19 protein-coding genes and 1 pseudogene are annotated in these 25,526 nt (G+C 36.7%); 8 read left to right on the top strand and 12 right to left on the bottom strand.

What is annotated here, in order from left to right; genetic code table 11:
* Positions 1–256: 256 nt before the first annotated feature.
* The 3 genes from ACLKL2_RS01880 to ACLKL2_RS01870 all read right to left on the bottom strand — a co-directional run bounded on the left by ACLKL2_RS01880 (position 257) and on the right by ACLKL2_RS01870 (position 3,589).
* Positions 257–2,002: a methyl-accepting chemotaxis protein gene (locus ACLKL2_RS01880; RefSeq protein WP_413693159.1), complete on the bottom strand. Its 1,746-nt coding sequence runs from the start codon at positions 2,000–2,002 to the stop codon at positions 257–259.
* Positions 2,003–2,427: 425 nt separating this feature from the next.
* Positions 2,428–3,012: a YHYH protein gene (locus ACLKL2_RS01875; protein WP_413693158.1), complete on the bottom strand. Its 585-nt coding sequence runs from the start codon at positions 3,010–3,012 to the stop codon at positions 2,428–2,430.
* A 28-nt stretch (positions 3,013–3,040) separates the two neighbouring features.
* Positions 3,041–3,589, bottom strand: a complete 549-nt coding sequence (locus tag ACLKL2_RS01870) for a hypothetical protein (protein WP_413693157.1) — start codon at positions 3,587–3,589, stop codon at positions 3,041–3,043.
* 159 nt (positions 3,590–3,748) lie between these two features.
* Here ACLKL2_RS01870 and ACLKL2_RS01865 point away from each other — a divergent pair, with 159 nt between their 5' ends.
* Positions 3,749–3,997, top strand: coding sequence for a DUF3297 family protein (locus ACLKL2_RS01865; protein ID WP_113819964.1), 249 nt, complete (start codon positions 3,749–3,751; stop codon positions 3,995–3,997).
* Positions 3,998–4,389: 392 nt separating this feature from the next.
* Here the strand turns inward: ACLKL2_RS01865 and ACLKL2_RS01860 are convergent, their stop codons facing one another.
* On the bottom strand, positions 4,390–5,802 hold the full coding sequence (locus ACLKL2_RS01860) for a hypothetical protein (RefSeq protein ID WP_413693156.1): 1,413 nt from the start codon (positions 5,800–5,802) through the stop codon (positions 4,390–4,392).
* Positions 5,803–6,281: 479 nt separating this feature from the next.
* On the opposite strand from ACLKL2_RS01860, the gene ACLKL2_RS01855 reads away from it, so the two are divergent.
* Complete coding sequence (locus tag ACLKL2_RS01855) at positions 6,282–8,183, top strand: methyl-accepting chemotaxis protein (protein WP_413693155.1); 1,902 nt, start codon at positions 6,282–6,284, stop codon at positions 8,181–8,183.
* Between the two features lie 65 nt (positions 8,184–8,248).
* On the opposite strand, the gene ACLKL2_RS01850 is transcribed toward ACLKL2_RS01855, so the two are convergent.
* Together ACLKL2_RS01850 and ACLKL2_RS01845 are read right to left on the bottom strand one after the other, a co-directional pair.
* Positions 8,249–8,743 (bottom strand): hypothetical protein, encoded by a 495-nt coding sequence (locus ACLKL2_RS01850; RefSeq protein WP_413693154.1) that lies wholly within the window; start codon positions 8,741–8,743, stop codon positions 8,249–8,251.
* Between the two features lie 193 nt (positions 8,744–8,936).
* The gene (locus ACLKL2_RS01845; protein ID WP_413693153.1) at positions 8,937–9,806 is read right to left on the bottom strand and encodes an MYG1 family protein; all 870 of its coding nucleotides are present in this window, start codon (positions 9,804–9,806) and stop codon (positions 8,937–8,939) included.
* Positions 9,807–10,062: 256 nt separating this feature from the next.
* Here ACLKL2_RS01845 and ACLKL2_RS01840 point away from each other — a divergent pair, with 256 nt between their 5' ends.
* From ACLKL2_RS01840 to ACLKL2_RS01830, 3 genes are all read left to right on the top strand, one after another.
* Positions 10,063–10,650, top strand: coding sequence for a hypothetical protein (locus tag ACLKL2_RS01840; protein WP_413693152.1), 588 nt, complete (start codon positions 10,063–10,065; stop codon positions 10,648–10,650).
* A gap of 335 nt (positions 10,651–10,985) precedes the next feature.
* Positions 10,986–11,177, top strand: a complete 192-nt coding sequence (locus ACLKL2_RS01835; protein WP_413693151.1) for a hypothetical protein — start codon at positions 10,986–10,988, stop codon at positions 11,175–11,177.
* Positions 11,138–12,592 (top strand): GGDEF domain-containing protein, encoded by a 1,455-nt coding sequence (locus ACLKL2_RS01830; RefSeq protein ID WP_413694228.1) that lies wholly within the window; start codon positions 11,138–11,140, stop codon positions 12,590–12,592. Before ACLKL2_RS01835 ends, ACLKL2_RS01830 begins: the two co-directional genes overlap by 40 nt.
* A 461-nt stretch (positions 12,593–13,053) precedes the next feature.
* Here the strand turns inward: ACLKL2_RS01830 and ACLKL2_RS01825 are convergent.
* Positions 13,054–14,150 (bottom strand): annotated as a pseudogene (locus ACLKL2_RS01825) (multidrug effflux MFS transporter).
* Between the two features lie 192 nt (positions 14,151–14,342).
* Here ACLKL2_RS01825 and ACLKL2_RS01820 point away from each other — a divergent pair.
* The 3 genes from ACLKL2_RS01820 (at position 14,343) to ACLKL2_RS01810 (ending at position 16,605) form a co-directional block, all read left to right on the top strand.
* Complete coding sequence (locus ACLKL2_RS01820) at positions 14,343–14,843, top strand: MarR family winged helix-turn-helix transcriptional regulator (RefSeq protein WP_113820424.1); 501 nt, start codon at positions 14,343–14,345, stop codon at positions 14,841–14,843.
* Positions 14,844–14,874: 31 nt separating this feature from the next.
* A complete protein-coding gene (locus ACLKL2_RS01815) occupies positions 14,875–15,612 on the top strand; it encodes a DUF1499 domain-containing protein (RefSeq protein WP_413693150.1) in 738 nt (245 codons plus the stop codon).
* A 195-nt stretch (positions 15,613–15,807) separates the two neighbouring features.
* Positions 15,808–16,605: an LEA type 2 family protein gene (locus ACLKL2_RS01810; RefSeq protein WP_413693149.1), complete on the top strand. Its 798-nt coding sequence runs from the start codon at positions 15,808–15,810 to the stop codon at positions 16,603–16,605.
* A 48-nt stretch (positions 16,606–16,653) separates the two neighbouring features.
* On the opposite strand, the gene ACLKL2_RS01805 is transcribed toward ACLKL2_RS01810, so the two are convergent.
* The 5 genes from ACLKL2_RS01805 to ACLKL2_RS01785 form a co-directional block, all read right to left on the bottom strand.
* Positions 16,654–19,029 carry a bifunctional diguanylate cyclase/phosphodiesterase gene (locus tag ACLKL2_RS01805; RefSeq protein WP_413693148.1) on the bottom strand — a complete coding sequence of 792 codons (2,376 nt, stop codon included), beginning with the start codon at positions 19,027–19,029 and terminating at the stop codon, positions 16,654–16,656.
* 591 nt (positions 19,030–19,620) lie between these two features.
* On the bottom strand, positions 19,621–21,093 hold the full coding sequence (locus tag ACLKL2_RS01800; RefSeq protein ID WP_413693147.1) for an MATE family efflux transporter: 1,473 nt from the start codon (positions 21,091–21,093) through the stop codon (positions 19,621–19,623).
* Between the two features lie 230 nt (positions 21,094–21,323).
* Positions 21,324–22,895: a polysaccharide lyase family 7 protein gene (locus ACLKL2_RS01795; RefSeq protein WP_413693146.1), complete on the bottom strand. Its 1,572-nt coding sequence runs from the start codon at positions 22,893–22,895 to the stop codon at positions 21,324–21,326.
* Between the two features lie 754 nt (positions 22,896–23,649).
* The gene (locus ACLKL2_RS01790; RefSeq protein ID WP_413693145.1) at positions 23,650–25,128 is read right to left on the bottom strand and encodes a methyl-accepting chemotaxis protein; all 1,479 of its coding nucleotides are present in this window, start codon (positions 25,126–25,128) and stop codon (positions 23,650–23,652) included.
* Entirely contained in the window at positions 25,125–25,319 is a 195-nt protein-coding gene (locus tag ACLKL2_RS01785; protein ID WP_413693144.1) for a hypothetical protein, read from the bottom strand. The genes ACLKL2_RS01790 and ACLKL2_RS01785 overlap by 4 nt, the downstream gene beginning before the upstream one ends.
* Between the last annotated feature and the right edge of the window lie 207 nt (positions 25,320–25,526).

The following is a 25,526-nucleotide window of genomic DNA, read 5'->3' as shown; positions in this document are numbered from 1 at the left end:
GATAAAATCTGTTTTATTATGCATACCTTTTAATATTGCATCGTTAGATCGTAAAATAGACTTTTCAATCTATTACACTGATTAACAAGATAAATTAAATTTATTTAAGTTTTTCAGTAAAATATTTTAGGATCCAATATACCTCTAAAGTGTGACTCAGTTCAACAAGTGACGTTTATTTAGAATAATCACCGTTTAACTAACAAAATATGTGGTTAACAAGTCATTGTTTTAAGGTCGTTAACCCACACATGATTCACACTACTCTAAATTGGCTGATTATTTTAACAAGATCTTGGTTACTTTCTGTCAGTTGATTAACTGAATTGCTCGTCTGAATACCGTTTGTATTTAATGTTTCGATTAACCCTTTAATCTGCAGCATATTTTTATTCATCTCTTCCGTCACAAGGTTTTGTTGTTCTGCTGAGGTTGCGATCTGTGAGGTTACATCGCTGATTTGATTAACCGACCCAGTCATGATGCCTAACGAATCCATCACTTGAGCTGTGGTCGCCGCTGTTTTTTGACAACTGTCTTTAGTGACAACCATACTAGTAACCAGCTCATCTGAACCTGCTTTTAATTTAGTCAACATATCACTGATTTCAGCAGTACTTTCTCGAGTGCGCATTGATAATGCTCTCACTTCATCTGCGACGACAGCAAACCCCCTTCCCATCTCTCCAGCTCTTGCTGCTTCAATGGCCGCATTCAACGCAAGGAGATTAGTTTGCTCAGCTATTTCACCGATCACTTTTAAGGTATTAGTGATTTGCACCGTATCCTCTACCATCACCGACACCGTTTGAGCGGTTTCATCGACTTGTGAGACTAATGCGGTCACATCAGTCACTGCTTGATGCACAATGACCTTACATTGTTCTGCTTCACCATTCGTGGATTCAGTTTGTTGTGCTGCAGTGGAGGCACTCTCTGCTACATGTTGTGCCGTTGAACTCATTTCATTCACTGAAGTCGTGACCATATCCATCTCAGTATTATGTACTTCTAATACTTGTTGGTTTGAACTTGACTGTTCCTCGAACTGCTTAATTTGTTCGCTAATATGTTGGCTTGACGCTGAGATATCCAGCATCATGGCTTGTAGGTTGGCGATAAACTGATTAATTCCTTCCGCGATTTTTCCAAGGTCATCCTGACTTTCTACTTGCAAACGATGGGTTAAATCTCCTGTTCCTGTAGCGAGGTCAGTGACTACATTACGTAAAGCAACAATGGGTTTAAAGGCAGCATTAATTAAACAAATTGCAATAATGATTATCACAGAAGCGGCCATTAACAGTGCAGAAGTGATTGACTGATTTAGTTGTCCTGTATTTTCTTGAATATGGGCATTATCGATATAACCATTTAAGGTCCATTGCATATTACCAACACTTATCTTTTCTGGTATTAATGTTAAATCCCCCGCTTGCTTATTCGAGAAAATGACATTATCAGCAGCATCCAACAATTCTATATAGCTACCTTTGACTGTAGAAGCCTCTAGTGTTGCTTTAAGCTTACTTAACGAAACAAAAAACAAGTCCCCTTCATTATTTTTCCTCGGAATGGTAATGCTATAGACTGGCTGCTCATCCAAATAAAATAGATTGCTGATCATTATTTCTCCATTAGCTTGCTTAAGCTGCTGTTTATAACGTTCTGCCTCGCCTTCATCTTGTACATTACCTGTTTCGTCAAACACAAAGTTATTGGCAATTTTGATAATTTTTAGGTAATCAGTCGCGTCCATTGTTTGTTTAATTCTGATCAAACTAAAATTGAGATTTTTAGCTAAATTAATATCGTTATTAACATCACTGGATATTTTACTTTTTAACAGAGAGAGTTTTGATTGGATATTATTACTGTCGTTATACGCAATATAACTACTGATATAATAATTTACACTGTAATAGGAAGTGATTAATGTCACCAAAATAATAGTGATCATTAGCACTACAAGCTTTGCTTTAAACGAAATCCTTTTCAACATATTATTCCTTATTCCATGCCCTTTATTAAAAGTGTGAAGTTGACCCACTTCTATTTATACAAGCAAATAGTAATAATTGCTACCCAAAATGGATTAGTTTTAGTCAGGTAAAAATCGGGATTCGAATCATTAATCTATCAATTTCTATTTAATACCAATCATAGTAAGTAACTGATCTATTTTACTTTTTAAAACAACTTATTTTTTCGTTGTAAGTTTCGTATAGGGAACAACCATTTACATCAACTTACGCCTCAAACTAAGCCATTTTTCCTGCGTAAAATTTAGAGCAGTTATTTAATACAATTGGTATAAGGCTTTAAAGGTAAAGAGGCTATTTGTGCTTAGTTAAGGTAAAACTTTGCTTGAAATGTGATTCACTGCTAAGCGAATTAACCATTCGTTTAGCAGTGTGATGTTACAATTTAATGTCGAGGCGGTTTCGGTAAAGCGTTTTTCAACTGGGTTTCTGTGACGCCTAAATCTTTCGCGGCAGCACTAATATCTAACTTTCTACCACCATTATCCATAATAACCTTCATTAACTCTTTTTCTGTCACGCCTAACGTTTTAGCTGCTTTATCGAAGCCTGGAGGTGTGCCGTGACCAGGTCCACCGCCTTGTCCGGGTCCATTCGCAGAACCAATGCCTTGTTTAGCGGTTGTAGAGAAGTTTTGCTTAGCCATGACTCCGTGTAAACAAGTTGGTAAGTTAGGGAAAGTCGTCGATGCGTGATAATGATAAATACCTTCTGGGTGTTCTTTGGTTGGGCCAAAGTGCCCATTACAAATATCTAACCCTGCTGGCATTTTTCCATCTTGTTCAAGACTACCGTAAATTGGAAATCCATCGAAAGCATAGGCAAACATGGCACTGGCTTTTTGTTTGATACCGCACTCAATATCTAGATGTTCATTTTTATAAACGCTGTCAATGTCAGTTGCCGTTGAATGCCAATGGTACCAACCACCTGGGTCAACATGTCCACCACATTCATCTAATGCAGGCATGTGCCCTGTATCCAATACAGAAGGTGCATCAGCAAAGATTGGGACACCATCTAATGCTAGACCTACTTTGGCGACTGTACCTGAGATCGCTCACTTGGTCTGATTTAACAGGGTTAACTGGAATTAAAACGGTCATTTCTACAGTCTTATCTACTGACGCTTGTAAACAAGTATTATCGCTTTTAGGTTGAGTGGTACGGACATCAGTAATGTTAACATTGCCATCTTGATCATAGAAATGATAACCCTGGCTATCTAGCATAGAGAGAAAGCCTTTATCTATCTGGTATAAACCAGCCATTTCACCATCCCAATTCCAAACACCACCTTTCTCGTCGATGTTTTTAGGACAAAAAGGTCCTGTCTCTAGGTTGTCTGGTTGATATTTAACAACAAATTTAGCACAACTTGCTGAATCTCCATTGTCTAATGTACATTCAACAATCACCGGATCTTTTACTAATGCATCTTGACTGATGCTATCGATATCAATATTAGCCCAAGCGCTGCTAAAGGGTAGCGCAAAACCAACCATACTAGCGAACCAATATTGACGTGTAAATTTTACTAATTTCATCCAACTTCCTTAAAAAAATAAACCAAGTCGCCTTGCTTGCTCACTTTTAGACTCGCTGTTATTTCATTGTGAACTAAGTACAACTTTTATAAAGACATTACTTGAGCGGTCTGAACATATTGCTTACAATGCATTATTTTAATTTTATAGGTCATATTTATGAACGACACTCAGTCGCTACCAACATTACCCGATCGTCTTTCTGTTAACCCTCGTAGCCCTTATCATGTTGCAGAAATATTTGAACATGACATCGGTATTCGACTTAACGGTAAAGAACGTTTTGATGTTGAAGAATACTGTATTAGTGAAGGTTGGGCTTTAGTGTCAGCACATAAAGCCTTAGACCGCAGAGGTCAACCTTTAATGAGAACGGTTAAAGGTACAGTTGAAGCCTATTACCGCTAACAACAAACTAAAAGGTGCGTTAATCGCGCCTTTTTTGTACATGATACTCACCACATTATCCTGTCAATTCAACATCTTTCACAGTATACAGTTATTTGGAACAACTGAATTATTATCACTGACATTGTGATGCCAATAATAGTAAATTAATGATCTAAATTTTGAACCTTTCGGCATTCAGGTTGAGCATCTTCTATTAAAAAGCTAACTCATTTTAATTAAAAAAATAGATCAATTAATTAGTGTGTTTCATATTAAGCGTTAATTTACCTTATGAATGTGCAGTAAATGTGCAAAGTAGACAATCCGTTAAAATTTATTAAGGGAATGAATAAAGGGGAATATAATTCCCCTTTGATTAGTTTAATGTAATTGTTTTGTACCTGTGTGCTTTAATATAATGTGAGCCCCGCATATCTCAGTGCACTATAGCCAGAGAACTCATCTACCGGTCTGATTTCAAGATCCAATAAACCTTCAAATTCAATATCAACTTTAAAGTTTTTCCAGCTATAACCTGAACTTAATGTGATCAGTTCACTTTCACCATTAATAATCAGCTCTATTGATGCTTCTTCTCGGGTCCACGCACCTGCAGTAAAGTAAATCGATGCCGTGTTAATTTGTTGATCGCCACTGCTTAATTGCATGGTGATACCATTATCTTCACTCCAGCCCATTGTTTGATACCCTTTATATTCCTCTGCAAATTGATCAGTAAAGGTATATTTATTGGTACGAGCCTTAGTGGTACCTGAATAAGATAATGATAATATTGTTGCCTCAGAAAATGTACTATTTACCTCTTCTAATAAGTTATTTAAGAATTTACTATCAGAGATATCTATATCAGTGCCATTATCTGTTTCTACTCCCATTAACGATGCGTACTTTATTACCTCTTCCTCTTCGATGACTTCCTCTTCTACTTCTTCGAAAACAATACCCGCGATCATCACTGCACTGTAGCCACTATGATCACTATCAGTAGTGATGGTAATTGGAAGGTCGCCATCAAAGGTGATGTCAACGGTAAAGTATTGCCAAGAATATTCTTGAGTTAATGACACGGTTTCAGTTACATCTCCGGCTATCACCTCTATTGCAGCACTCGCATGTGTCCACACACCTGCTTGTAAGTATATTCGCGCAGTTTGTGTTGTGCCGTTAGATTGCAATTCAAAGAATGCCTTATTGCCACTATTAAATGTCATTTTTGCAATGCCACTACTGAGTGTGGTTTGGCCATCAACAAAACTAAAGTAATTGGTAGATTTAATACTGCTATTACCACTTGAGATATCAAAGTAAAAATCGGAAACAGTGGCATCACTGTATGATTTATTGAAGTGTTGTTCATCGTAGAATGAGTATATAGCTTGCTCTGTCACGTCAATAGAAGTTGGTTTACTAATAATTGCATGAGACATACTGATAATAGTATTCTCATCATTTTCAGCAATCGGTTCTAGGTCACTACTAGTATCGTCATCACTGCTGTTGTCTTCATAGGTATCTGCGGTACGAGTATCTTGCTCAACGCTATCAGTGACCTCAACACATGATTCATCAGAATAACTTGATCCTGCCTGGTTAAACGCCACGATGCGATAACAGTATGTTTGGTCCACATCAACATCACTGTCCGTGAAACTGGTTGTATTGGCAGTGAGGGTTGTCACTATCGCTGCATCGTTTTCATCTAATCCACGTTTTTCAACATAAAACCCATCTTCATTTGAAGAACTATCAGCCCATGTTATTTGCAAACTATCGGCGTAAATGGCATGGCTAAAAAGCAACATGACGTTACTATTAAACGGGTTAGTTTACTGTTTATTTTATTCATCTTGTTTCTCCAAACAACATCGGCTGAGTAACCCAGCATTTATCAATGTAAAAATATTGGTTTATGCATTTAAATTTGGTGTGATAAATGCTTATAATTAACTTATGGGTTAAGGTTTAAGGCAACGATTTATGAATTAAATTCAAATGAACGAGCAATCCCTCTCCTCTCAAGTACTACTTTAAGGGTAGTTAATTAGCATATTTTTGCAAAAACAAATCCAGGTTATTTGCTTATTCCTCTCTGTCAGTTAGCTAAACATATAATATTTATATAGTTATTTTTCTAAATTATTTTTTATTTTCCTTCCTATTTATCTACTGGTTAACTAGCAACTAAATGCTACAATATTACTCATATAGGGTTAGTGCATTTGTTGTATTGGCCAGCCAAACACTTTTTAACAACATATTGACTAACAAAACCAAGGAATATATGCGTTCACTTTCTATTAAAAATCGAATAATTTTATCTATACTGGTTGTGGTTATTGTTTCTACCAGTGTGATTGCACTGGTTGCACAATTAAAATCGCGTGAATTATTACTTAACCGATTACAAAATTCAGAATTACCAAACTTGGTGCAACGTGTATCACAAACGGTAGATGCTGAAATAGCTGAAATGAAAGCAATCACTAAATCAATCGCTAATAACCCGTTTATTTATCAGTTAATTGATAATAATAACAAACCAGAAATAGATAGGCGTTTAACTGAATACCTTTCAGGAGTTGCAAATAATAACGGGTTAAGTAATGCCTCGTATATTGAGCGTGACTCTGCACAATACTGGAATCAAAAAGGGTTCCTTCGTGTATTACAAAATAATGATCACGATAGTTGGTATTTTAATTTTAAAAATAGCGGACAACAAACATCAGCAAGTACTTATACTGAGTCCGATGGCACCATTAATGTTTTTGTGAATTACCAACAACTTAATGGCCGCGCGGCTTCAGGTGTGTCCCGCACTTTTTCTGACATAGCTCATTTATTACAACAATTCAAAATTGAACAAACTGGTTTTGTTTATTTAGTTGATCAAAATGGATTAGTAAAAGTACACAAAAACCAAGGCTTTGCTGAAACTAAAAACGTGAGTGAGTTCTACCCTGAATTAGATAAAAATATTCTTTTTGCTAAACAACCCTTTGCATTCCAAGAAGCCGGTGATTTCATACTATCTACTAGTTATATAGAAAGTTTACAGTGGTATATCATTGCGCAAGTACCAAAGGACGAGCTCTATCAGCCGATCACTGAAGTACGCAACTATATGCTCATTCTATTTTTAATAATTGTATTTATCTTCGTAGGTTTAAGCATTGTTGTATCAAATAAGTTGGTATTACCTTTACAAAAAATGGCAGAGAAATTCCGAGTACTGGGCGAAGGTGAAGGAGACTTAACCAGTAAAGTCGATGAACATGGCGCCTACGAAATATCGGAATTAGCGAAAGGTTTTAATGCTTTTGTCGGGAATATTCGTAATGTGGTACAAGATGTTAAATCAACATCTACCGAGATCAGAAGTGCCTCTGAAACTGTCTATATAGATGCTAACGCTTCAAAACATTCACTTGATAAACAACGTGATGAAGCACATCAAGTCTCTGTTGCCATAAATGAAATGGGCAGCACCATAGCAGAAATAGCCAATAATGCAGCAGTCGCAGCGGATACAACTAATCAAGCAACTAATATGACATCACAAGCACAAATAGTGGTTAATGAATCAACAGAAACCATTAGTCATATGGCGGAAGATATGGAAGTAGTTTCAACCAATATTGAAACGTTAGCACAACGTAGTGATTCAATTAGTAGCGTATTGGATGTTATCAGAGGTATTTCAGAACAAACCAATTTATTAGCGCTTAACGCAGCCATTGAAGCCGCTCGTGCAGGAGAATATGGACGTGGTTTTGCAGTAGTAGCTGATGAAGTGAGAAACTTAGCCAAGAAGACTCATGAATCAACGGATGAAATTCACCGTATGATCACTGAATTACAGGATGGCTCAAAACTCGCTGTAGACTCCGTACATAAAAGCCGTGAACAAGCAATTCTTGGATTAAATGCGGCGCAAAAAACTAATTCAGTGCTTAACGAAATAGTGATTAACGTACAGCATATTTCAGACCTGAACACGCAAATTGCGACAGCAACAGAAGAACAGTCTGCGGTGATTAATGAGATTAATGTCCACGTGGTTAATATCAGTGACAGTACCGAAGAAAGTGCTCATGCATCGCAGAATATTGAATCCTCCTCTGACCTGTTAAAATCCATGGCAGCAAGTTTAGATAAACTGGTTAATCGTTTTAAATCGTAAAATCACAGTAGTATTAAACAGTGGCATTTAACTCCCCTGTTACTGTTTAATACTTATACTAAAAGCTACTTTTCTTCAGTGACTTGTTTAGATTCGATAGCCTCACTGCTTTGGTCAGTTAAACGTAAAAACACACCTAATGAAACCAGTAAAAATGCAGTGCTTGCGATAATGGCAACGGGATAATACAAGTTACCCGCCAAGTCTAATTGGCTATACTTTATCACCATAATTAACCCTTCTAACGACAGCGCAACACATACAGTGCCAATAAAGCGAGGCAAGGTGCCTCGTAGCGTTTGAATCGCATCTTTATGGTGATGGTCACCCGGTTCTGAGTATTCTTTATTAATGATCAATGCCAATTCAAACACGGCTAATGCGATCACACCAATGTTGATACTTTTTAATAATACTTCGGTTAAATCAGCTTTATTGATAAGGCCATTCACAACATGCTGAATCAAAGAAAAGATGATTGCACCAGCTAATAATAAGAAAATGATAGTGAGTGCTTTTGAGAAAATGTTTCTCATAAAGGAAGTGATTGATTCGTTCATTGTGCCCTCAGTCGAAATATTTGGTAATACCGGATAGGATGTTTGGTATTACTATCAATATTTGGACGAAAACAGAGGCAATAAGTTCAAAAATGAGAATTAATAGATAAAAAACAGCCAATACTTAAAGTATTAGCTGCATTGATCTATTACGAGAAATCTAAACAATTAGATGCTCGGTCACAATAAATGATTAAGCCTTTAATGCCATATCCGCCATTTTCATGGTGTTTTCAAAAGAAGCACAGCCAGCGATAAACAAGCCGTTATGACAGAACATTGCATCTTCAAGCCCTGTAACATCTTGTAATGCTTGGTCAGATAGTCCAGCCCAACTAGCCGGTAACGATTTTCTATCTTCAAAAGAACCAGGCTCTACAGGTACAGTTTGAATGCGCCATTGCCCTGTAGAAGATGGGTAAACCATATATAAAGCTTCCTGTGACATTGCATGCACAGTACGTTTCCATGGAATATACTTTTCTAACACAATAACACGCGGATCAGTGGTATCTTCAATCGCTTTTGCAACAATTGCTTTTGCACTTATACCACCACTTGCTGACGCAATAAAACGGGCTAATACCTGCTCTGCAAATGCAACTGCTTGATCAAAACACTGATCAAAATGCGCTTCTTCTTGCCATGTTGGATTAAACATAGAGATGGTTTGACTAAGGCTAATACCCTGTGCGACACCTTCAACATGTCCACAGTCTATAGCATCAATGGTTGACACTAAACCGTTATCAATTGACGTTGCAACTTCTTCATTACCCGCACAGATCTGCACGCCATACTTTTGCCAAATAAGACCAAATGACGAGAAAGGAATACCATTTTCACGCGCACCTGCACCACCTCGTTGGTGATGATCGAAGCGCCCTGTTTCAGGATCATAAATGCCGCCTACATCAATGACTAAGTCAGCCGCTGTGATCACATTTAAATCTCTGGTTCTCACTAATTTAAATGAAGGAAAGATAGATTTTAGGGCTGCAATACTGAATACATCATCTGCATGGAAGTTACCGTTATGTGTTGCTATTGTAATTTGTGTCATATATCTCGATTCATTTTGTTTAAATAAGCAATGGGTGAGTGTGTTTTTAGAAAAACCACTTCTCAGGTGAATTCTATACTATGAGGCGCAACAAACCTAGGGAAGCTAACCAGCATCCTAGATTGATACTCAGTGAGTTTTATCAAAAACTGTTAGTTAAAGCATACATTTTGAATAAGTTAATGTTATTTGTACTACAAATAGTGGTTAAACTTGGGTAACATACTAGAAACTATAAAAATTCAAGGAGTTACAAATGAGCATGTTGGATGAGGTAATGAAAGTATTAACCTATTACCATGGAGAAAATAACTTCAATATGAACCCACTTGTACCTGAAGATGTGGAACATTATGCTCGAGCGATATTAGATATCCCCGACGATGAATACATTCTAGCTGCAATGCGAACATCATTTACTCAATTTCATCGCGGTATAGTGATTGGTAGAGATGCTATTTATTGGCGTAACGACCATAAAATTGAAACAACAGTGAATAGCTTAACCTGGCGACAATTAAGCGAACAAAAGTCGCAATTCCGTGCGCATCGCCGTACCGTAGAATTAGGTAATGGTGCTGTTTTCGATAATATCGGCTCTCTCAATAAAACCAGCATTATCATTAATTTGTTAGATTTATTGATCGACCGTTATCAATCGCAACATAACTCGACAGATGGTTTTATCTTTAATGAAAAAGAAGAAATGACGTTAGTTAAGTCCATCCCGAACAATAAAAAAGAACTGAAACAACAATGCGTTGAAAGTGCCGCAGATGCAGAAACCGTCAGTTTTATTTCAATTACAGCTTCACTTTTCAATAAAATTTTTAGACACAAGTAGTCCTCCCTTTCATTTCTATTCCCATCTTTTATTGTCATTGTGTTTATAGTCACTCTATAAACACTTGATTTTAAATAGATGACACTGTAATAAAAGTGACATACTTTGTTTGTAGTGTAACGAAATAAATGCACTTTAATACTTTATAGTTTACCGACACCAGTCAATTGATTACACCAACTAAAATAGTTAGTACTTGTTAAAACTCTGCTATTAAAGAGTGATTTTCATGTGAAAAGCTAACAAAGCGCTTAGTAAAATTGGCATAAGTTCAAACAGTAAATTTATTAATCTTTAATTAAAGTGAATAATCTTTAACTAATGACTATAAAACGATGCCAAATACAAATACCTTAACCATTGAATCAATTATTAACGATAGAAACTTATCTATTGTATTTCAACCTATTATCGAAAATCAGCAACAAGATATCTTTGGTTACGAAGCGTTAACACGTGGGCCGGTAGGCACTCATTTCCATTCCCCATCGCTTTATTTGAAGCAGCAAAAGAACAAGGTTGCTTAGTTGCTTTAGAGCTATTATGTCGCGAGTTATCAATATCTGCTTTTAAACAAAGCAAATTGCACGGGAAATTATTTCTTAACGCGAGCCCTGAAACGTTATTTGAGCCTAATTTCAAATCAGGTGAGACGCTAAAGCTGTTACAAAATAGTGGCCTATCCCCCTCTCAAGTGGTGATAGAGTTAACCGAACACAGCCCTTTAGAAAATTATGAGTTAGTGAGAGACGCGCTAAAACATTATAAGGAGATGGGGTTTGAAATTGCTATGGACGATTTAGGCTCTGGCTACTCCGGTTTAAGAATGTGGTATGAATTACGTCCCGATTTTGTCAAAATTGATCGTCACTTTATTTGTGATATTGACTCAGATAAAGTAAAACAACAATTCGTTCGTTCTATTAAAAACATTGCGGAAGAGCTTAATTGTAAAGTCATCGCTGAAGGGATAGAAACAGCTGATGAGTTTCAGTTTATAGAAAAAATAGGCACCCCATTCTGCCAAGGTTATTATTTCAGCCATCCCGAGAAATCTCCTATTGTTAAGCTCCCTTCTCATTTCTTTAACGATAGAAAACTACTTAATCAAATGGAAAACCGTGCGGTTTCAACAGCCACGGTGGGCGATCTTTTATTACCATTTCAAGCGATTGATATTGCATCTAATGTGCAAGTTTGTACCGACCTATTTAACCAATTTCCAGATGTTGACTGTATCCCTATCATTACGGGTAATGAACCAGTAGGTGTCGTACGGAGAAGCAGCTTAACCAATCTACTATTCTCTAAATATGGGCACGACCTTTCCAATAAGTTTGAATTATCCAGATTAATTGACCAGGATGTGCTTGTGTTAGAAGATGACTTACTCATTGAACAAGCCAGTGTCATGATCAGCGAAAAGATTAACAACAAGAAAGTATTAGAATTTATCATTGTAAAACAGGGTCAATATAAAGGCATAGGATTAATCATCGACTTATTAAAGGAGATAACCAACCTACAAATTAATAACGCTCGCTATGCAAACCCGCTTACCTTATTACCCGGTAACGTCCCAATCAGTAAAAAACTTGATTACATTTTATCAACATCAGCCCCTTTTACCGTGTGCTACATTGATTTAGATAATTTTAAACCTTACAACGATTATTATGGTTATGAAAAAGGCGATCAGATTATCCTTGGTCTCGCTGATATTCTTAGAACAAAAAGTAATGGTTCCGATGACTTTATAGGGCATATAGGTGGGGATGACTTCATTCTTATCTCTTCATCTCCAGATTGGGAAACACAGTGCGAACAAATTTTAAACAAGTTTTCTGATTGGGTACGCTACCGTTACCGACCAGAGGACCTTGAGAAAGGGGAATTTCAGGGGAAGATAGAACGGGTAACAAGCAATTTTACCCTTTATTAAGCTTATCGATAGGTTGTGTTTGCCTTCCACCTCCTTATTGCAAAAGCCATCATGATGTTGCTGTATTAACAACCCATGCGAAGGCAATGGCGAAAAAGATAAAAGGCAATTCAATCTATATTTATGATGAAGAAAATGATCAAGTAAAAACAAATTACTGTTAGCGCTAATCGCAGAAACGAGAAGGCTTGCTAGTTGTTCACCCTGAGCAACTTTGGCCTTCTGTAGCCATCATACTGCTTATACCAATCACACTAAGAAACGGATCTATTTTACTTGTTAAAATAACTGAGTCCTTCGTTGTCATTTTGCAAATAGCACAACTATTCAAGAATTAACATTTTTAATTAATTCTCCGATAGTCTATTAACCAAGTTAATCGTCGAAAGGCTTAAATGACGCCTTGAACTAAGCCATTTTTCCGGCGCAAAATTTAGATCAGTTATTTAATACAATTGGTATTACACTTTTACTTTTTCCTGAACTGGCTTTTCTGATGCTAACTCAGATTTTCTTGAGCCACCTACATAAGCAATCACAGTCGCTACTGTCATGATAGATACGATTGGCCATAAAGAATCGTGGCTTAACAGTGCAGCCAATGCACTGACACCAGCACCTAACATATATTGAGTCGCCCCTAACGTTGCTGCGGCAACACCGGCATTGTTACCGAAAAAATTCATAAAACAAGCGCTTGAGTTAGGAATGACACCACCCATTGTGGCTGTGATCGCCACAAAACCTAATACCGTGAACCATAGAGATTCTGGAAATAAACTTGTTGCTACAATTAGAATAATCGCCCCAACAAGCTGAACGATTAAAAAGCCCTTCAATAATTGATGTGGCTCATAGCGGTGCAATAGGTAACTATTAACCCGATTAACGATCGCAACACCCATTACGTTGAAGATAAGTAACCCTGAAAAGAAGGTTTCACTCACACCAAAATGCGCCATATAAGCAAAGGGTGCATTGGCTAAAAACGTCATTAATACAGAAAAAGAGAAACCTTGTGCGAATAAATAGCCTAATGCTCTTCTCTCTTTAAAGACGCTTAAGTAACCACCGTTTTTGATGGTTTGTTTTGCTTTTACTTCAGTCGGCATAATCAATAATGTTGCCACGGTCACCACTGCACCAACAATAGCAAGTGAAGTAAAGATCCACCCCCAGTTTGCTAACTTTAATATCAATGTGCCAACCGATGGAGCAATGGAAGGGGCTAACATGGTAATTAACATGATCAACGAGAACAGACGAGCTGAATCTTTACCTTGGGTATTATCTCTAATAATGGCAGGTACCCCAACAACAGCAACTCCCCTCCCAACGCTTGTATCGTCCTTGCTATCCATAGCATTTCTAAAGAATGCGCATAAGGGATTGCAAAACTACCTATAGTAAATATGATTAAACCCACCAGAATGATAGATTTACGCCCGAATTTATCTGATAACGGCCCCCCTACTAATTGTCCAATAGCCAAACCAAAGATATAAAGACTAACGGTGACCGCAATCATCGAAATATCCGTATTAAGGTCTTTTGCCATAATAGGTATAGCCGATAAATAACCGTCGGTCGCGAATGGAGTTAATGCAGAAATACCTGCAAGTAACAATAACAGTGATGTAGATATATATTTACTCATAAAACCTTCATTAATTAGCTTTCTAGGAAGATAATAGTTGTAATTTACCTTTCTAGCAAGGTACATTTGTTAGGTATTAATTAAGGGAGTGTTATGACTAAACAAGCATCGATTGCTAATATGCTAGCTAAGACAAAGGCTAACTGGCCTGAATCAGCAGCTCAGATATCACCAGAGATATTACGTATTCACCGTGTAAGTGCTTATTGCCAACAAAATTTATCCCTAATATTAAAACGGTACGATCTCCAAGCTCCTGAATTTTCAGTCTTAGAGACATTGCGTAAAGAACAACCACCCTACTGTTTGACCCCTACGGAGCTTTCTAGTGCGATGTTATTTAGTTCTGGTGGATTAACTAAAGTACTTAATAGGATGAATGCAGCTGGATTAATTGAACGAGTTGATAACCCTAATGATAAACGTGGCAAATTAGTAAAGTTAAGTGAAACAGGTCAATCATTGATCGGAGAGGTAATTGTTAACTTACACCATACAGAGCAACAAAAGTTTAATTTGTTAAATGCAGAAGAAAGAGCACAATTAAATCACTTATTAAGTAAGATACTGCATGTATGGGAAGAAAGTACTTAATATGACTAAAACGAATAAAAATGAGGCTATTATGTCCAAACTCAATATCAACACCTTTTGCTTAACGTTTTCTATTCTGTGTCTCAGTCTTGCAGTGTTAATGGTGTTTGGTGCATCCTTGAACTTATGGGAGCCCATTCAAGGATTTTCTGCGAGTCGCCAATATAACGATTCACTGGGCTATATCACCTTAGTTATGGTTATTTTAACCTTCATTATTAATGGTTATAACCAACAAAAAGTATTCACTGTCAAAGCGATCACTGCATTGGTCCTTGGTATTGCGATATTGACACCAACCATTATTAATACATTACGTGTGCCTGTTCGTTACCCACCTATTCATGATATTTCAACAGATACCACCACCCCACCTGCCTTTGTCTTTTTAGATGATACTAGAGCAGGTGCTAAAAATAGTTTGCACTACGCTGGTCAAGAGATTGCTGATCAACAACATAAAGCATTCCCTAACGTTAAACCTTTGCTCACCAGCCTGGCTCAAGATAAAGCCTACCAAAAATCCTTACAATTAGCTGACAAAATGGGCTGGGAAATAGTCTATCAAGACCCTGAACAACAATTTTTCGAAGCAACGGCTTACACACCATTTTTCCACTTTGCTGACGATGTCATTGTACGGGTAAGCGATCAGTCAAATGGCAGTAAAATAGATATCCGCAGTGTTTCACGTATCGGGCGTGGCGACCGAGGGGTTAATGCTCAACGTATTAATCATTTTATTAATGATTTTAAGCAAACTAGATAGCCACAAAATATAACCGAAGAATAAGCTGAGCAATCTTGTCCATCACTAAGCCATGCTCAACTTACCTTTCTTACTGCCCTGATTATCCTAGCTTTTAAATTTCATTCTCTTTAGCTAAATGACATTGCTTTAGTATGAGATAATCAGCAATCTGATATAATCCATTCAATCTCAAATTACTTACAGGATAAATCCATGCTTAAAAAACTTACCTTTGTCGCAGCAGTTAGTGTATTAACAGCCTGTACAACGCTACAAGACAGTATTAAAGACTACGTGCAACAACCCGTAGTAAATTACAAATCAATTTCAGTGGGTGAAATGTCAATGGATCGTATCGAATTAAACCCAACCTTTAATATCGCTAATAACAATGCTTTTTCATTACCTATTAATAACGTGAGCTACGAATTATCTCTTAACGACAGCAAAATGTTTGAAGGAGAAACTGATTCTGTTGGTACGCTAGCAGCTAATAGCGATAAAGATGTGGCTTTATCATTAGCGTTAACTCAAGAAACCTTAACTTCATTACAACAGTTATTATTTAAAGAGAACAAACTTGATTATCAAGTTAAAGGTAGTGTGAGTGCATTAGGGTTATCAATTCCATTCGAAAAATCGGCGACTTTATACGTGCCAACTGTATCAATTGCAGACCTAGAAGTTGTTAATGCAAGCTTCAGCCAGTTGGATATTATATTAAGTCTTGAAGTAGATAACCAAAATGAATTTAGCTTGCCGCTTGACGATGTCAATTATGCAGTGTCATCTAAAGGTAACCAGTTATTTACCGGTGCATTAAACAATCAAAAAATTAGTGAAGGTACAAGTAGCATTCAGCTTCCTTTAAGCATTAAACCCAGTGATATGTTTAGCAATGTTTTCTCTCTATTAACTAACCCAGAGTTACCTCTTCACTTTGAGATAACTTCGCCATTGTTCACTAAATCTTATGATCAAACCATCAATCTGACTTCATTCTTTAATTAATTAACAGTAATGCGCTTCTGTCAGCATTCACTGCAATGATAGAAGCGTTTAAATCTGAAAATCACTTTGTTCAAATCTAGGCAGATTAAGCAACCAAGGTGTTAGTTCTGAAGCAGGTTTAGGACGGCTTATATAATAACCTTGTACATAGTTACATCCTGACTCAGACAACCAAGCTAACGAAAATGCATCCTCTATCCCTTCTGCTACTACCTTCAATCCCATGTTATGTGCTAAGTCAATCGTTGAACGTACAATGATTTGGTCATCAACATCTTTTTCAAGACGCTGGATAAAAGACTTATCTATCTTTAATTCATGAACAGGTAACTGCTTAAGTTGTGCTAACGAGGAGTAACCTGTGCCGTAATCATCAATGGAGATTTTTAAACCATAATCTTTAAATTGACTTAATAATTTAATAGCCCCAGCGGTATCTCCTACGACAGAACTTTCTGTCACTTCTAATGTGACTTGGTCAGGTCCAACCTTATGTTGATTAATGGTGTGACAAACAAAGTTATAAAAATCAGGCTCTTTTAAGTTTTCTGCAGAGATATTAACAGCAATATTAATGCTTAAACCAATCTCATTCCATTTTTTACATTGCACAATAGCTGCAGTAAATACCCAACGTGTTAACGCTTCAATTTGACCGGTTTTTTCAGCGATTGAGATAAAGTTATCCGGCGGGATCATTCCTAAGGTTGGATGTTTCCAACGTACTAGGGCCTCAACATGCTTAACTTTTTTAATAGCTATACAAAATTTAGGCTGGAAATATAATTCAAATTGGTTCGCAGGGATGGCTTGTACTAAATCATTAATAAGATTTAAACGTTCAACGGTATTAACATCTAATTCTGGCTGATAAATTTGCACTAAGTTACCTGTATTACGTGTATGGTGTAAGGCCGTATCTGCCATCTGAACCAGTTTAGTTACATCAGGTGTGTGCTCTGGATATAAAGCGATACCCATACGTACTTGCAACTGTAAACTGATACCTTGGAAGCAAAATATTTCTTCCAACTCTTTATTAATCTGAGCGCTTACCTCATTAACTTCCATGCTATCTACAATCAAAATAAATTCATCGGCCCCTATATGCACTAAAAACTGTACGTGCTGTTGTTTTGATATATTTTGCAATCTATTTGCTAAAGCTTGAATCACTAAGTCGCCTACATCATATCCCAAGGTAGCATTAACATCTTTTAAGCGACGTAAATTCAAATGCAACATCATAAAACGCTGATTTTTTAGATCTTTTAATACTTCGTTTAAGCGGTGTCTATTAGGTAGGTCTGTTAATAAGTCATGGTTAGCTAAACGTGTTATTGCCTCTTCACGCTGCAATAAAGCAACCTGCATATGGTTAAACTCGTTGGCAAGTTGTCCTATTTCATTTTTTTCTTTAAAGATGATTTTCTTTTGAAAATGTCCATTTGCAATGACTTTGGCATGGTCAACTAATCGGTTAATTGGACGACTGATGGAAGCTGCAATCAAGTAAGCACAGGTTAAAGACGCTAATAAAGTCAAAGTCGCTAACATCATCAAAGGCCACCACTGCTCTTCTAACATAGAGACAATGTTTTCTCTTAAGCTATACATATAAACCGCAAGTTCACGGTTTTCGAACTGCGAGATCACCACAGAAGTGGCAATTAGTTCTTTTGGAATAGAAGATTGATCAATATTATTTATAATATGCAGTTTTTTTTCATCGCTGAACAATGATGTATTTTGCTTTGAAGATGCAGTTAACAATGCCTTGCCTTGTTCTTTTAGAACAAACTCTGTTTGCAAACCAGTCACCGCTTTAAATTGATCTGCCAAACCATCATTAATTTCAAATCCAAACAGTAACCAACCCACCACTTGATTTCGATATAAAACGGGAGAAAGGCTCACCTGATAATGTAAGCCATCGATAGCATAAATATAGGAAGACTCTTGAGATTGAAACCAACTAGGAAACATAAAAGGCTTCCCCAGTTCTGGTCCATGATCAATTTTATTATAAAAGTAACTTTCCCCCGTTGAAGCATCGATATTCGCGATGCTTGTTCTTTGTAACTGCCCAGTGATAACGCCATCGGGTGTGATTGACATGGCTAAATCAGTATCTAACTCTTGTCTCTGATTATTAAGTACGGTTAATAGATGATGAACATCTCCATCGATAAAGACCTTTTTAATACTATGTTCTTTAGCGGTGATCGCAGTGAAAGCAGAAAGGTACTCAACACGATGTTCAAATAATTCTGTAAAGATGGTCTTTGCTGAACTTAAACGGCTATTAATCTCCGTCTCTTCTTGATTTTGATTGGTTACGTATAAAGCATAGAAAGTAATTCCTTGTGCTATGAGCAGTATCGAAACAAATAATAAAAATATTTTATATTTGAGGCTCTTCATCTTATTTTAATTCCATTTTTTAAGAGCTGTTTGATTAACTAAACAATCATTACGTCTCTGTAATATTTATATTTTAAATCAGGCTAAAAGCCCTTTGCGTAATAATTCATTAACCCATTTCATACAGACGTTATAAAAAATGAAATCCATGCTTTTCATTAATCTAACTTGCTAACATATGCTACGCACATAGCAAATGTACTGGGTGATTAAATAGCTATTTATAAGTGAAACGAATCCACATATAAAAACTAGCTACAAAAGTTAGCGCTAAACTTCAGTCTATACTAAATGAAAACCAATCAATAGGTGCCAAAAGTCAAATTTAACTATGCTAAATAAACTAATTAACTAAACAATATAAAGCGTTGATATTATTTATAATTATCGTTTTATTTTGATTTAATTTAAGATTTATTAGAGCGAAAAATAGCCAGGTAGTTGATTAGTGGGTAGGTCATAAAATAGAGGATATCTTGTTAATAGATTGAAGATAGTGATGTAATTATTTGTCCCAATATTTGGGTGCTTATTAATCAAGCCTATATCGCTAACCACCTAGTTAGCTATATAGGCTTTTCTTTTCTGAGGTTACTTTTTTTGTTGACTACAATTTTCTGATGGCATAGGTTTCTGATTAAGGTTATCTGGTTCATCGTATATAAAACCACGATTCGAACTAAAAGGAGGCAAGGGTAAGCTTGGAGTCAATTTCACTTCATCATGTTGCTCACAACCTTCGTTAGGGCCTAGTTTATTAAGGATACGCTGAGACCAAAACCAAGCAATAATACCGAATAAAATAGCACCAACTGCTTGACCTGCAACTACCCCAAAGGCACCAAACCACATGCCACCAAAGTACACAAATGGTACTGTACCAATAGTTGCTTTTCCTATGTTCATAATGGTCGAAGTACTTGGGTAACCTAAATTATTAAAAGTACCATTGGCAATAAATATGACCCCGTTAAACATAAAGGTAACAGATAGCCAAGTACAGTAAAATGCAACCATATCAGCGGCTTCACTGTACGCACTAAACAATAAAATCACCTGATTTTGTAACAGGTAAATAATAAAAGACACAACAAGTACGTAACACGCTGTAAATTGTAATGCTCGTTTACTGGTTAAACGCACTCTGTCATACAACAATGCACCGAAATTTTGCCCGATAATAGGCCCTACTGCGCCTGACATAGCGAAAATCATACTAAAAGAAACTGGCATTAAGCGTGCAACAATAGCCCAACCAGCAACATAAGCATCACCAAAAGAAGCTATCATTAAAGTAACATAAGCGTTGCCTAACGGGGTAGCAATATTGGTACTGATAGCAGGGATTGCAACTTTAAGAATATCTCGTTGATCGGCCAACCATAACTTGTAATCAAACCGCCCCATTAGTTGGTGAATACGAATTACACCATACAAAGCAAAGCCTGCCACAGCAAAGCGCGAGATAACAGATGCCAATGCCGCGCCATGTAACCCCATATCAAAAGCAAAGATAAAGATAGGATCTAAGATAGCGTTAACCGCTCCACCAGCTAATGTCGAATACATGGCTAACTTCGCATCACCAACAGAGCGCAAAGAAGCCCCAGCACTCATAGCGACACATAAAATAGGTAAAGAGGGTAATAGAATTCTCAAATATTCAACAGCCAAATCATGTGTTTCATCACGTGCACCGATCAGCGTCACTAACTCAGGGGTAAAATACCAGATGATTGCCGCAATAATCGAACTAACAATGAAGCCTGAGACCAGTATATTAATGACATATCGACGCGCTTTGTCTCTATCTTGTTGGCCAATTGATCGTGACACTAATGCAGTCATGGCAATCGATACACCAATGCTAATAGAAGTAGTAAAAAAAGCGATAGTCCCTGCATAACCAACCGCAGCCGCTAATTCGGTTTGCCCTAATAAACTAATAAAAAAGAGATCTGCTAAATCAACTAAAAACAGTGCAGTTAAACCAATTGCATTGGTAGAAGACATAACAATAATATGATTAAAAATATTACCGCTAACAAATTTTCCTTTGCTCATAAAGGGATTCCATCGTTGATTATTATAGTGGGTGGGTACTGAGTTATTGAATACATTTGGACTATATAAAAAACAGTCTAATGAAATATGAAAAAACACCTAAGATAAACAAATAGCGTAGTGTTGTTTATTAATTTTTGCATTATAGAGTAGATAAAAACAACTAACGAGAGGCAGGTACGAAAAAGCCAGCAAAAGCTGGCTTTATTGATAATTAAATAATGTTTATATTATTTAGTGTATTGATCATGTGATGTTTTAATTTTGTAGAAAGTAGCTTGTACATAATCTTCTGCATCACCAGTGTTATTTTGGTTGTATGCGCCAACTTTAAAGTACATGTAACGACCACCTTGGTCATACCCACTCTCACTCATATCAACCACTTGTACCGCATCATCTTTACCATCACGCTTTAACGTCACAGTCATGGTGTTACCTTCCACTTTGATTTGGTATGAGAATACTTCACCAAGTGCAATACCATCTTCTACTTCACCACTTAAATCACCAACTAGGCTGTAGTAATTATCAGAACCTTCCAAGGTGTTTTCATGTGCGAAGTAAACAGAACCTGTATCTTTATTTGGTAATTTACGGTAGTAAAGGCGAATTGGCTCATCATCTTGGTCATGTATTTGACCGATAATGAAACGACCTACTTGACCTGCTTCACCGGTTGTTGTGGTATGGTCGACTTTCATTGTTACGTCCATTACACCATCGATACCACCAGCTGCTTTTAAATCAGCTTCAGGTGCACTACCGAATACCCAGTTATTTTTATTCACACCTTTAGTAGAGATAGATTTATCACCACGGCGTAACATTTCACGCATTTCTGTACGAGTGTATTTTGTATTTTTAGAAGTACGCGTACCTTTGATGAAGGTTTTAATCACTAAACCACCATCTTCACCTGTATAAAATAATTCAGGTTGTTCATAACCTTGGTTCAAGTACCATTCGTTAACATCATCAGGTTTACCATTATTATCATGGTCAAAAGGTTGTGATAAGTACCAAGTAGTTAAGTCGAAGTTTTCACCTGGTTTATTACCGGCTTTTGGTACTGCTGGAATAACTGGCGATTTAAGTGGCACATCCCACCATGTTTTCTTACTACAATCTGATACTGCTGAATCACATTTAAGTGGTACAGGTGTACCAAAGTCACCTTTACGTAATGCAGCCATTCTTGCTTTTTCTGCCGCTTTTTTGGCTTTAGCTGCTTCAATTTCAACTTGGTTAGCTTCAATCGTAGCACTTGTTGCAAACTCATTAGCAAGACAAGTATTGATGCTACAGTTCACGGCATAAAACTCTGTCAGGCTGTTCCACATGTTTTTAGTGTTACCGTGCCCAACATACTTAATATAACGTGCTTTCACGGCTGTAAATGGAAAACGTTCTATCGATGTAATCTTGCCAGATGATTTTTCACCTTCCAGCACAGTCGTCCAAGTATTACCATCTTCACTCACTAGGATATCAAAGGTACTTGCACGTTCATTACCCTTAGAAAATGCAATACGAACGGCATCAAACTCAGCAACTTGACCGTAATCTAGAACTGCATAAGAGTTATCGCCACTAGCAGACCAGCGCGTTGACGTATCACCATCAATTAGACGATCAGGGCCATTACCATCATGCGTGCTTGATGTCGCTTCAACCACTACCAGCGGTGCCGAAGTACCTGATAAGTTAATTGGACCAACTGGCTCATCAGTTGTTGCACAACCCGATAAAGCAACAGCAATTGAAGTGCTTAATAATAAATTTAATTTTCCGTGTTTCATTGGAACCCTTATTTATAACATTTAATAATATGACAAATGCATAATAGTCTGCGTGTTAAAAAGTAACTATTTATTCACGCTAACTCAGTGCATGCAGCTCTTTTTTTGTTACTAATAAGCCTACCTCAAGTTTTTATTCAGGGTGTTTAAGTTTGTTAGAAAGTCTTAAGTAGATCTCAGTTTCAACAGAAAATCGCTAAGAAATTAGATCTGTAAACAGATTGACAAAAAAAACATAACGCCTATTCACAGTAGCTTAGCGTCTATTTTAGAGAGGTAGACCAACAAAATAAGACTTATACTTGTTTTATAAATTTCAACAAAGTTTTGAAAAAGAGAATTATTATTAGTGAGGTTTTTGCCATTATTAATCGCCATCAGAAAAATAATCAATGTCTAAACTATCAGCTAAGCCCATTACTATTCATTACAAACCACCCTTCAATTAATCACACATTAAAGATCTATTTTATTATAAAACTAGGCCACATTTGTATTATAAAATTGCAAGAATGTATAAAGTAATGTGAATTTTAGTTATTAATCAAATACACAAATACATTGTTGTTCGTATATCTAAAACTGATTTTCAGAATGTGCTGAGAGTTAATAGTAGAGTCTGGCTCGCTATGAAGGTTATCTTTGCAAGGAACAATATGCCGTTTAACACCTATAAAAAAGGCTGTGGTAAAAATATTACACACAGCCTTTATGTTTATTATTTAAGAATAAGCTTAATATTAAGTACTATAACTTACACCGTAAACTTCTTAGTCATCTCTGCAATCAGTTCGGACTGTTCTTCTAAACTTTTAAATTGAGACCTTGCTTCTGTAGAGCTGTTACCAATGTCTTCAGCAAGTGTTGCAATGCCATTAATACGTTCAGCGATTTCAGAAGACACGGTGGATTGCTCACTGGCTGCAGTTGCCACTTGCACATTCATTTCAGATAATTGTTGGATACCTTGGTTACTGCTATGAATAAACTCTCTAATTTTAGCCATCGCTTCTGTTACCACTTGTCTTTGCTGATCAGAACGAGCCATATCCTGCACCGTTTTCTCTGCACTATCCTGTAATTTATCTAAAATATCTTTGATTTCAACAGTACTGTCTTGGCTGCGTTTCGCCAAACTTCTTACTTCATCAGCCACCACTGCAAAGCCTCTTCCTTGCTCTCCGGCCCTCGCAGCTTCAATAGCTGCATTTAAAGCTAATAAATTAGTTTGTTCAGAGATCCCTTGAATAACGCTCAATACAGAATGGATTAAGGTGACATTATCACCGAGTTCATTAATCGATCCTTCTACCCCTTTCATCAATTTATTTAACCCTTCAAGTTGCTCGTTAGACAGTTCTACTTGCTGTAGTACACCTTGAATCTCTTGTTCAACAGCGGTTGCAGAAGAACGAGTTTGCTCTGCAGTATTGGCAATTTCATTAGAAGTAGATGACATTTGATCAATGGCTGCGGCAACTTGTACCGTTTCTTCTTTTTGTTGATTGGATAACGTTTCCAGGTGTTTTTGTTGTTGATTAGATTCGCTAGCGATATTATTGAGTTGTGCACTGGTGCCCTTTAAACTTTTAATATCTACACCCATAGCGCCTAGGAACTGATTAAAATCTCGAGCAATATTATCTAATAATGAAATATGGCTTGATGGTAAAGTTGCCGTTAAATCTCCTTCTCCATCAGCTAGACCACCTACTGAAACACTTAAGTTATTAAGTGGTTTATACAACTTAGCAATGGCAATAAATACAATTAGTGCAACCACAATGAATGCAAAAAGAAACAACATCAATGCATCCATGATAGCTTGATCAGCCACTTCAACAATAGCCGTATCCACTTCTTGCTGTGCTTTTTCTACATCATCAATATAAAAACCCGTTGAAATAACAATATTCCATTTAGGGATTAATAAAGAATATGAATATTTTGGAGAAGGCTCAGTTTCTCCAGGTTTAACAAAATAATAGGTGCTGTAACCTGTCCCATCCTTTGCCGCATTAATAACATTTTGGGTAATATAATTTCCTTTTTTATCTTGGTTATTATAAAAGTTCTTACCAATGCCTTTCCCGGATCCACTTTGTAAACGCACACCTTTTAAATTATAGGTAAAAATATAACCCGTACCATTGTCATAACGTATTTTATTAAGTGCGGCTAGTGCTGCTTTAAGGCCAGTATCATCAGGTAATTCCGTATACTCTTCAATCATAGAATGAGCAGTATCAACAACGGTTTTAAGGCGTTTTTTTCTAATCTTAACGTATTGTTTAATGTCATCTCAGACACTTTTTCTTCAACGGCGTTAGTACTGCGTATTTCACTGTATAAGCCGATACCGACCATTAACATAAAAGGAATAAATACCAGTAGGTATATTTGCACTTTCAAAGAACGTAACATAAGTAGACTCCATCCTGTTTAACACTAAACGATTAACTATCCATACTCATTAACAACACTGACTTAATCACCTTGCTGACGACTTAATATCTCAACGAGTTAGGTTTAAAATAAGTGGTTGATTAAACTGCGATAAATATATTACTAAAGTAATAAAAAAGATACTTAAAAGGCCATTTTGTCGTTATAAGTGAGCAATAGATTACA

Source organism: Psychromonas sp. KJ10-2, from assembly GCF_047323255.1.
Taxonomy (GTDB): domain Bacteria; phylum Pseudomonadota; class Gammaproteobacteria; order Enterobacterales; family Psychromonadaceae; genus Psychromonas.
This window is presented reverse-complemented; position numbering and strand designations above follow the sequence as displayed.

Bases quoted from the DNA above. Each gene is read 5' to 3' on its own strand.
- ACLKL2_RS01880 (WP_413693159.1), bottom strand. From the start codon at position 2,002: ATGTTGAAAAGGATTTCGTTTAAAGCAAAGCTTGTAGTGCTAATGATC.
- ACLKL2_RS01875 (WP_413693158.1), bottom strand. From the start codon at position 3,012: ATGCCTGCATTAGATGAATGTGGTGGACATGTTGACCCAGGTGGTTGG.
- ACLKL2_RS01870 (WP_413693157.1), bottom strand. From the start codon at position 3,589: ATGAAATTAGTAAAATTTACACGTCAATATTGGTTCGCTAGTATGGTT.
- ACLKL2_RS01865 (WP_113819964.1), top strand. From the start codon at position 3,749: ATGAACGACACTCAGTCGCTACCAACATTACCCGATCGTCTTTCTGTT.
- ACLKL2_RS01860 (WP_413693156.1), bottom strand. From the start codon at position 5,802: ATGTTGCTTTTTAGCCATGCCATTTACGCCGATAGTTTGCAAATAACA.
- ACLKL2_RS01855 (WP_413693155.1), top strand. From the start codon at position 6,282: ATGCGTTCACTTTCTATTAAAAATCGAATAATTTTATCTATACTGGTT.
- ACLKL2_RS01850 (WP_413693154.1), bottom strand. From the start codon at position 8,743: ATGAACGAATCAATCACTTCCTTTATGAGAAACATTTTCTCAAAAGCA.
- ACLKL2_RS01845 (WP_413693153.1), bottom strand. From the start codon at position 9,806: ATGACACAAATTACAATAGCAACACATAACGGTAACTTCCATGCAGAT.
- ACLKL2_RS01840 (WP_413693152.1), top strand. From the start codon at position 10,063: ATGAGCATGTTGGATGAGGTAATGAAAGTATTAACCTATTACCATGGA.
- ACLKL2_RS01835 (WP_413693151.1), top strand. From the start codon at position 10,986: ATGCCAAATACAAATACCTTAACCATTGAATCAATTATTAACGATAGA.
- ACLKL2_RS01820 (WP_113820424.1), top strand. From the start codon at position 14,343: ATGACTAAACAAGCATCGATTGCTAATATGCTAGCTAAGACAAAGGCT.
- ACLKL2_RS01815 (WP_413693150.1), top strand. From the start codon at position 14,875: ATGTCCAAACTCAATATCAACACCTTTTGCTTAACGTTTTCTATTCTG.
- ACLKL2_RS01810 (WP_413693149.1), top strand. From the start codon at position 15,808: ATGCTTAAAAAACTTACCTTTGTCGCAGCAGTTAGTGTATTAACAGCC.
- ACLKL2_RS01805 (WP_413693148.1), bottom strand. From the start codon at position 19,029: ATGAAGAGCCTCAAATATAAAATATTTTTATTATTTGTTTCGATACTG.
- ACLKL2_RS01800 (WP_413693147.1), bottom strand. From the start codon at position 21,093: ATGAGCAAAGGAAAATTTGTTAGCGGTAATATTTTTAATCATATTATT.
- ACLKL2_RS01795 (WP_413693146.1), bottom strand. From the start codon at position 22,895: ATGAAACACGGAAAATTAAATTTATTATTAAGCACTTCAATTGCTGTT.
- ACLKL2_RS01790 (WP_413693145.1), bottom strand. From the start codon at position 25,128: ATGATTGAAGAGTATACGGAATTACCTGATGATACTGGCCTTAAAGCA.
- ACLKL2_RS01785 (WP_413693144.1), bottom strand. From the start codon at position 25,319: ATGTTACGTTCTTTGAAAGTGCAAATATACCTACTGGTATTTATTCCT.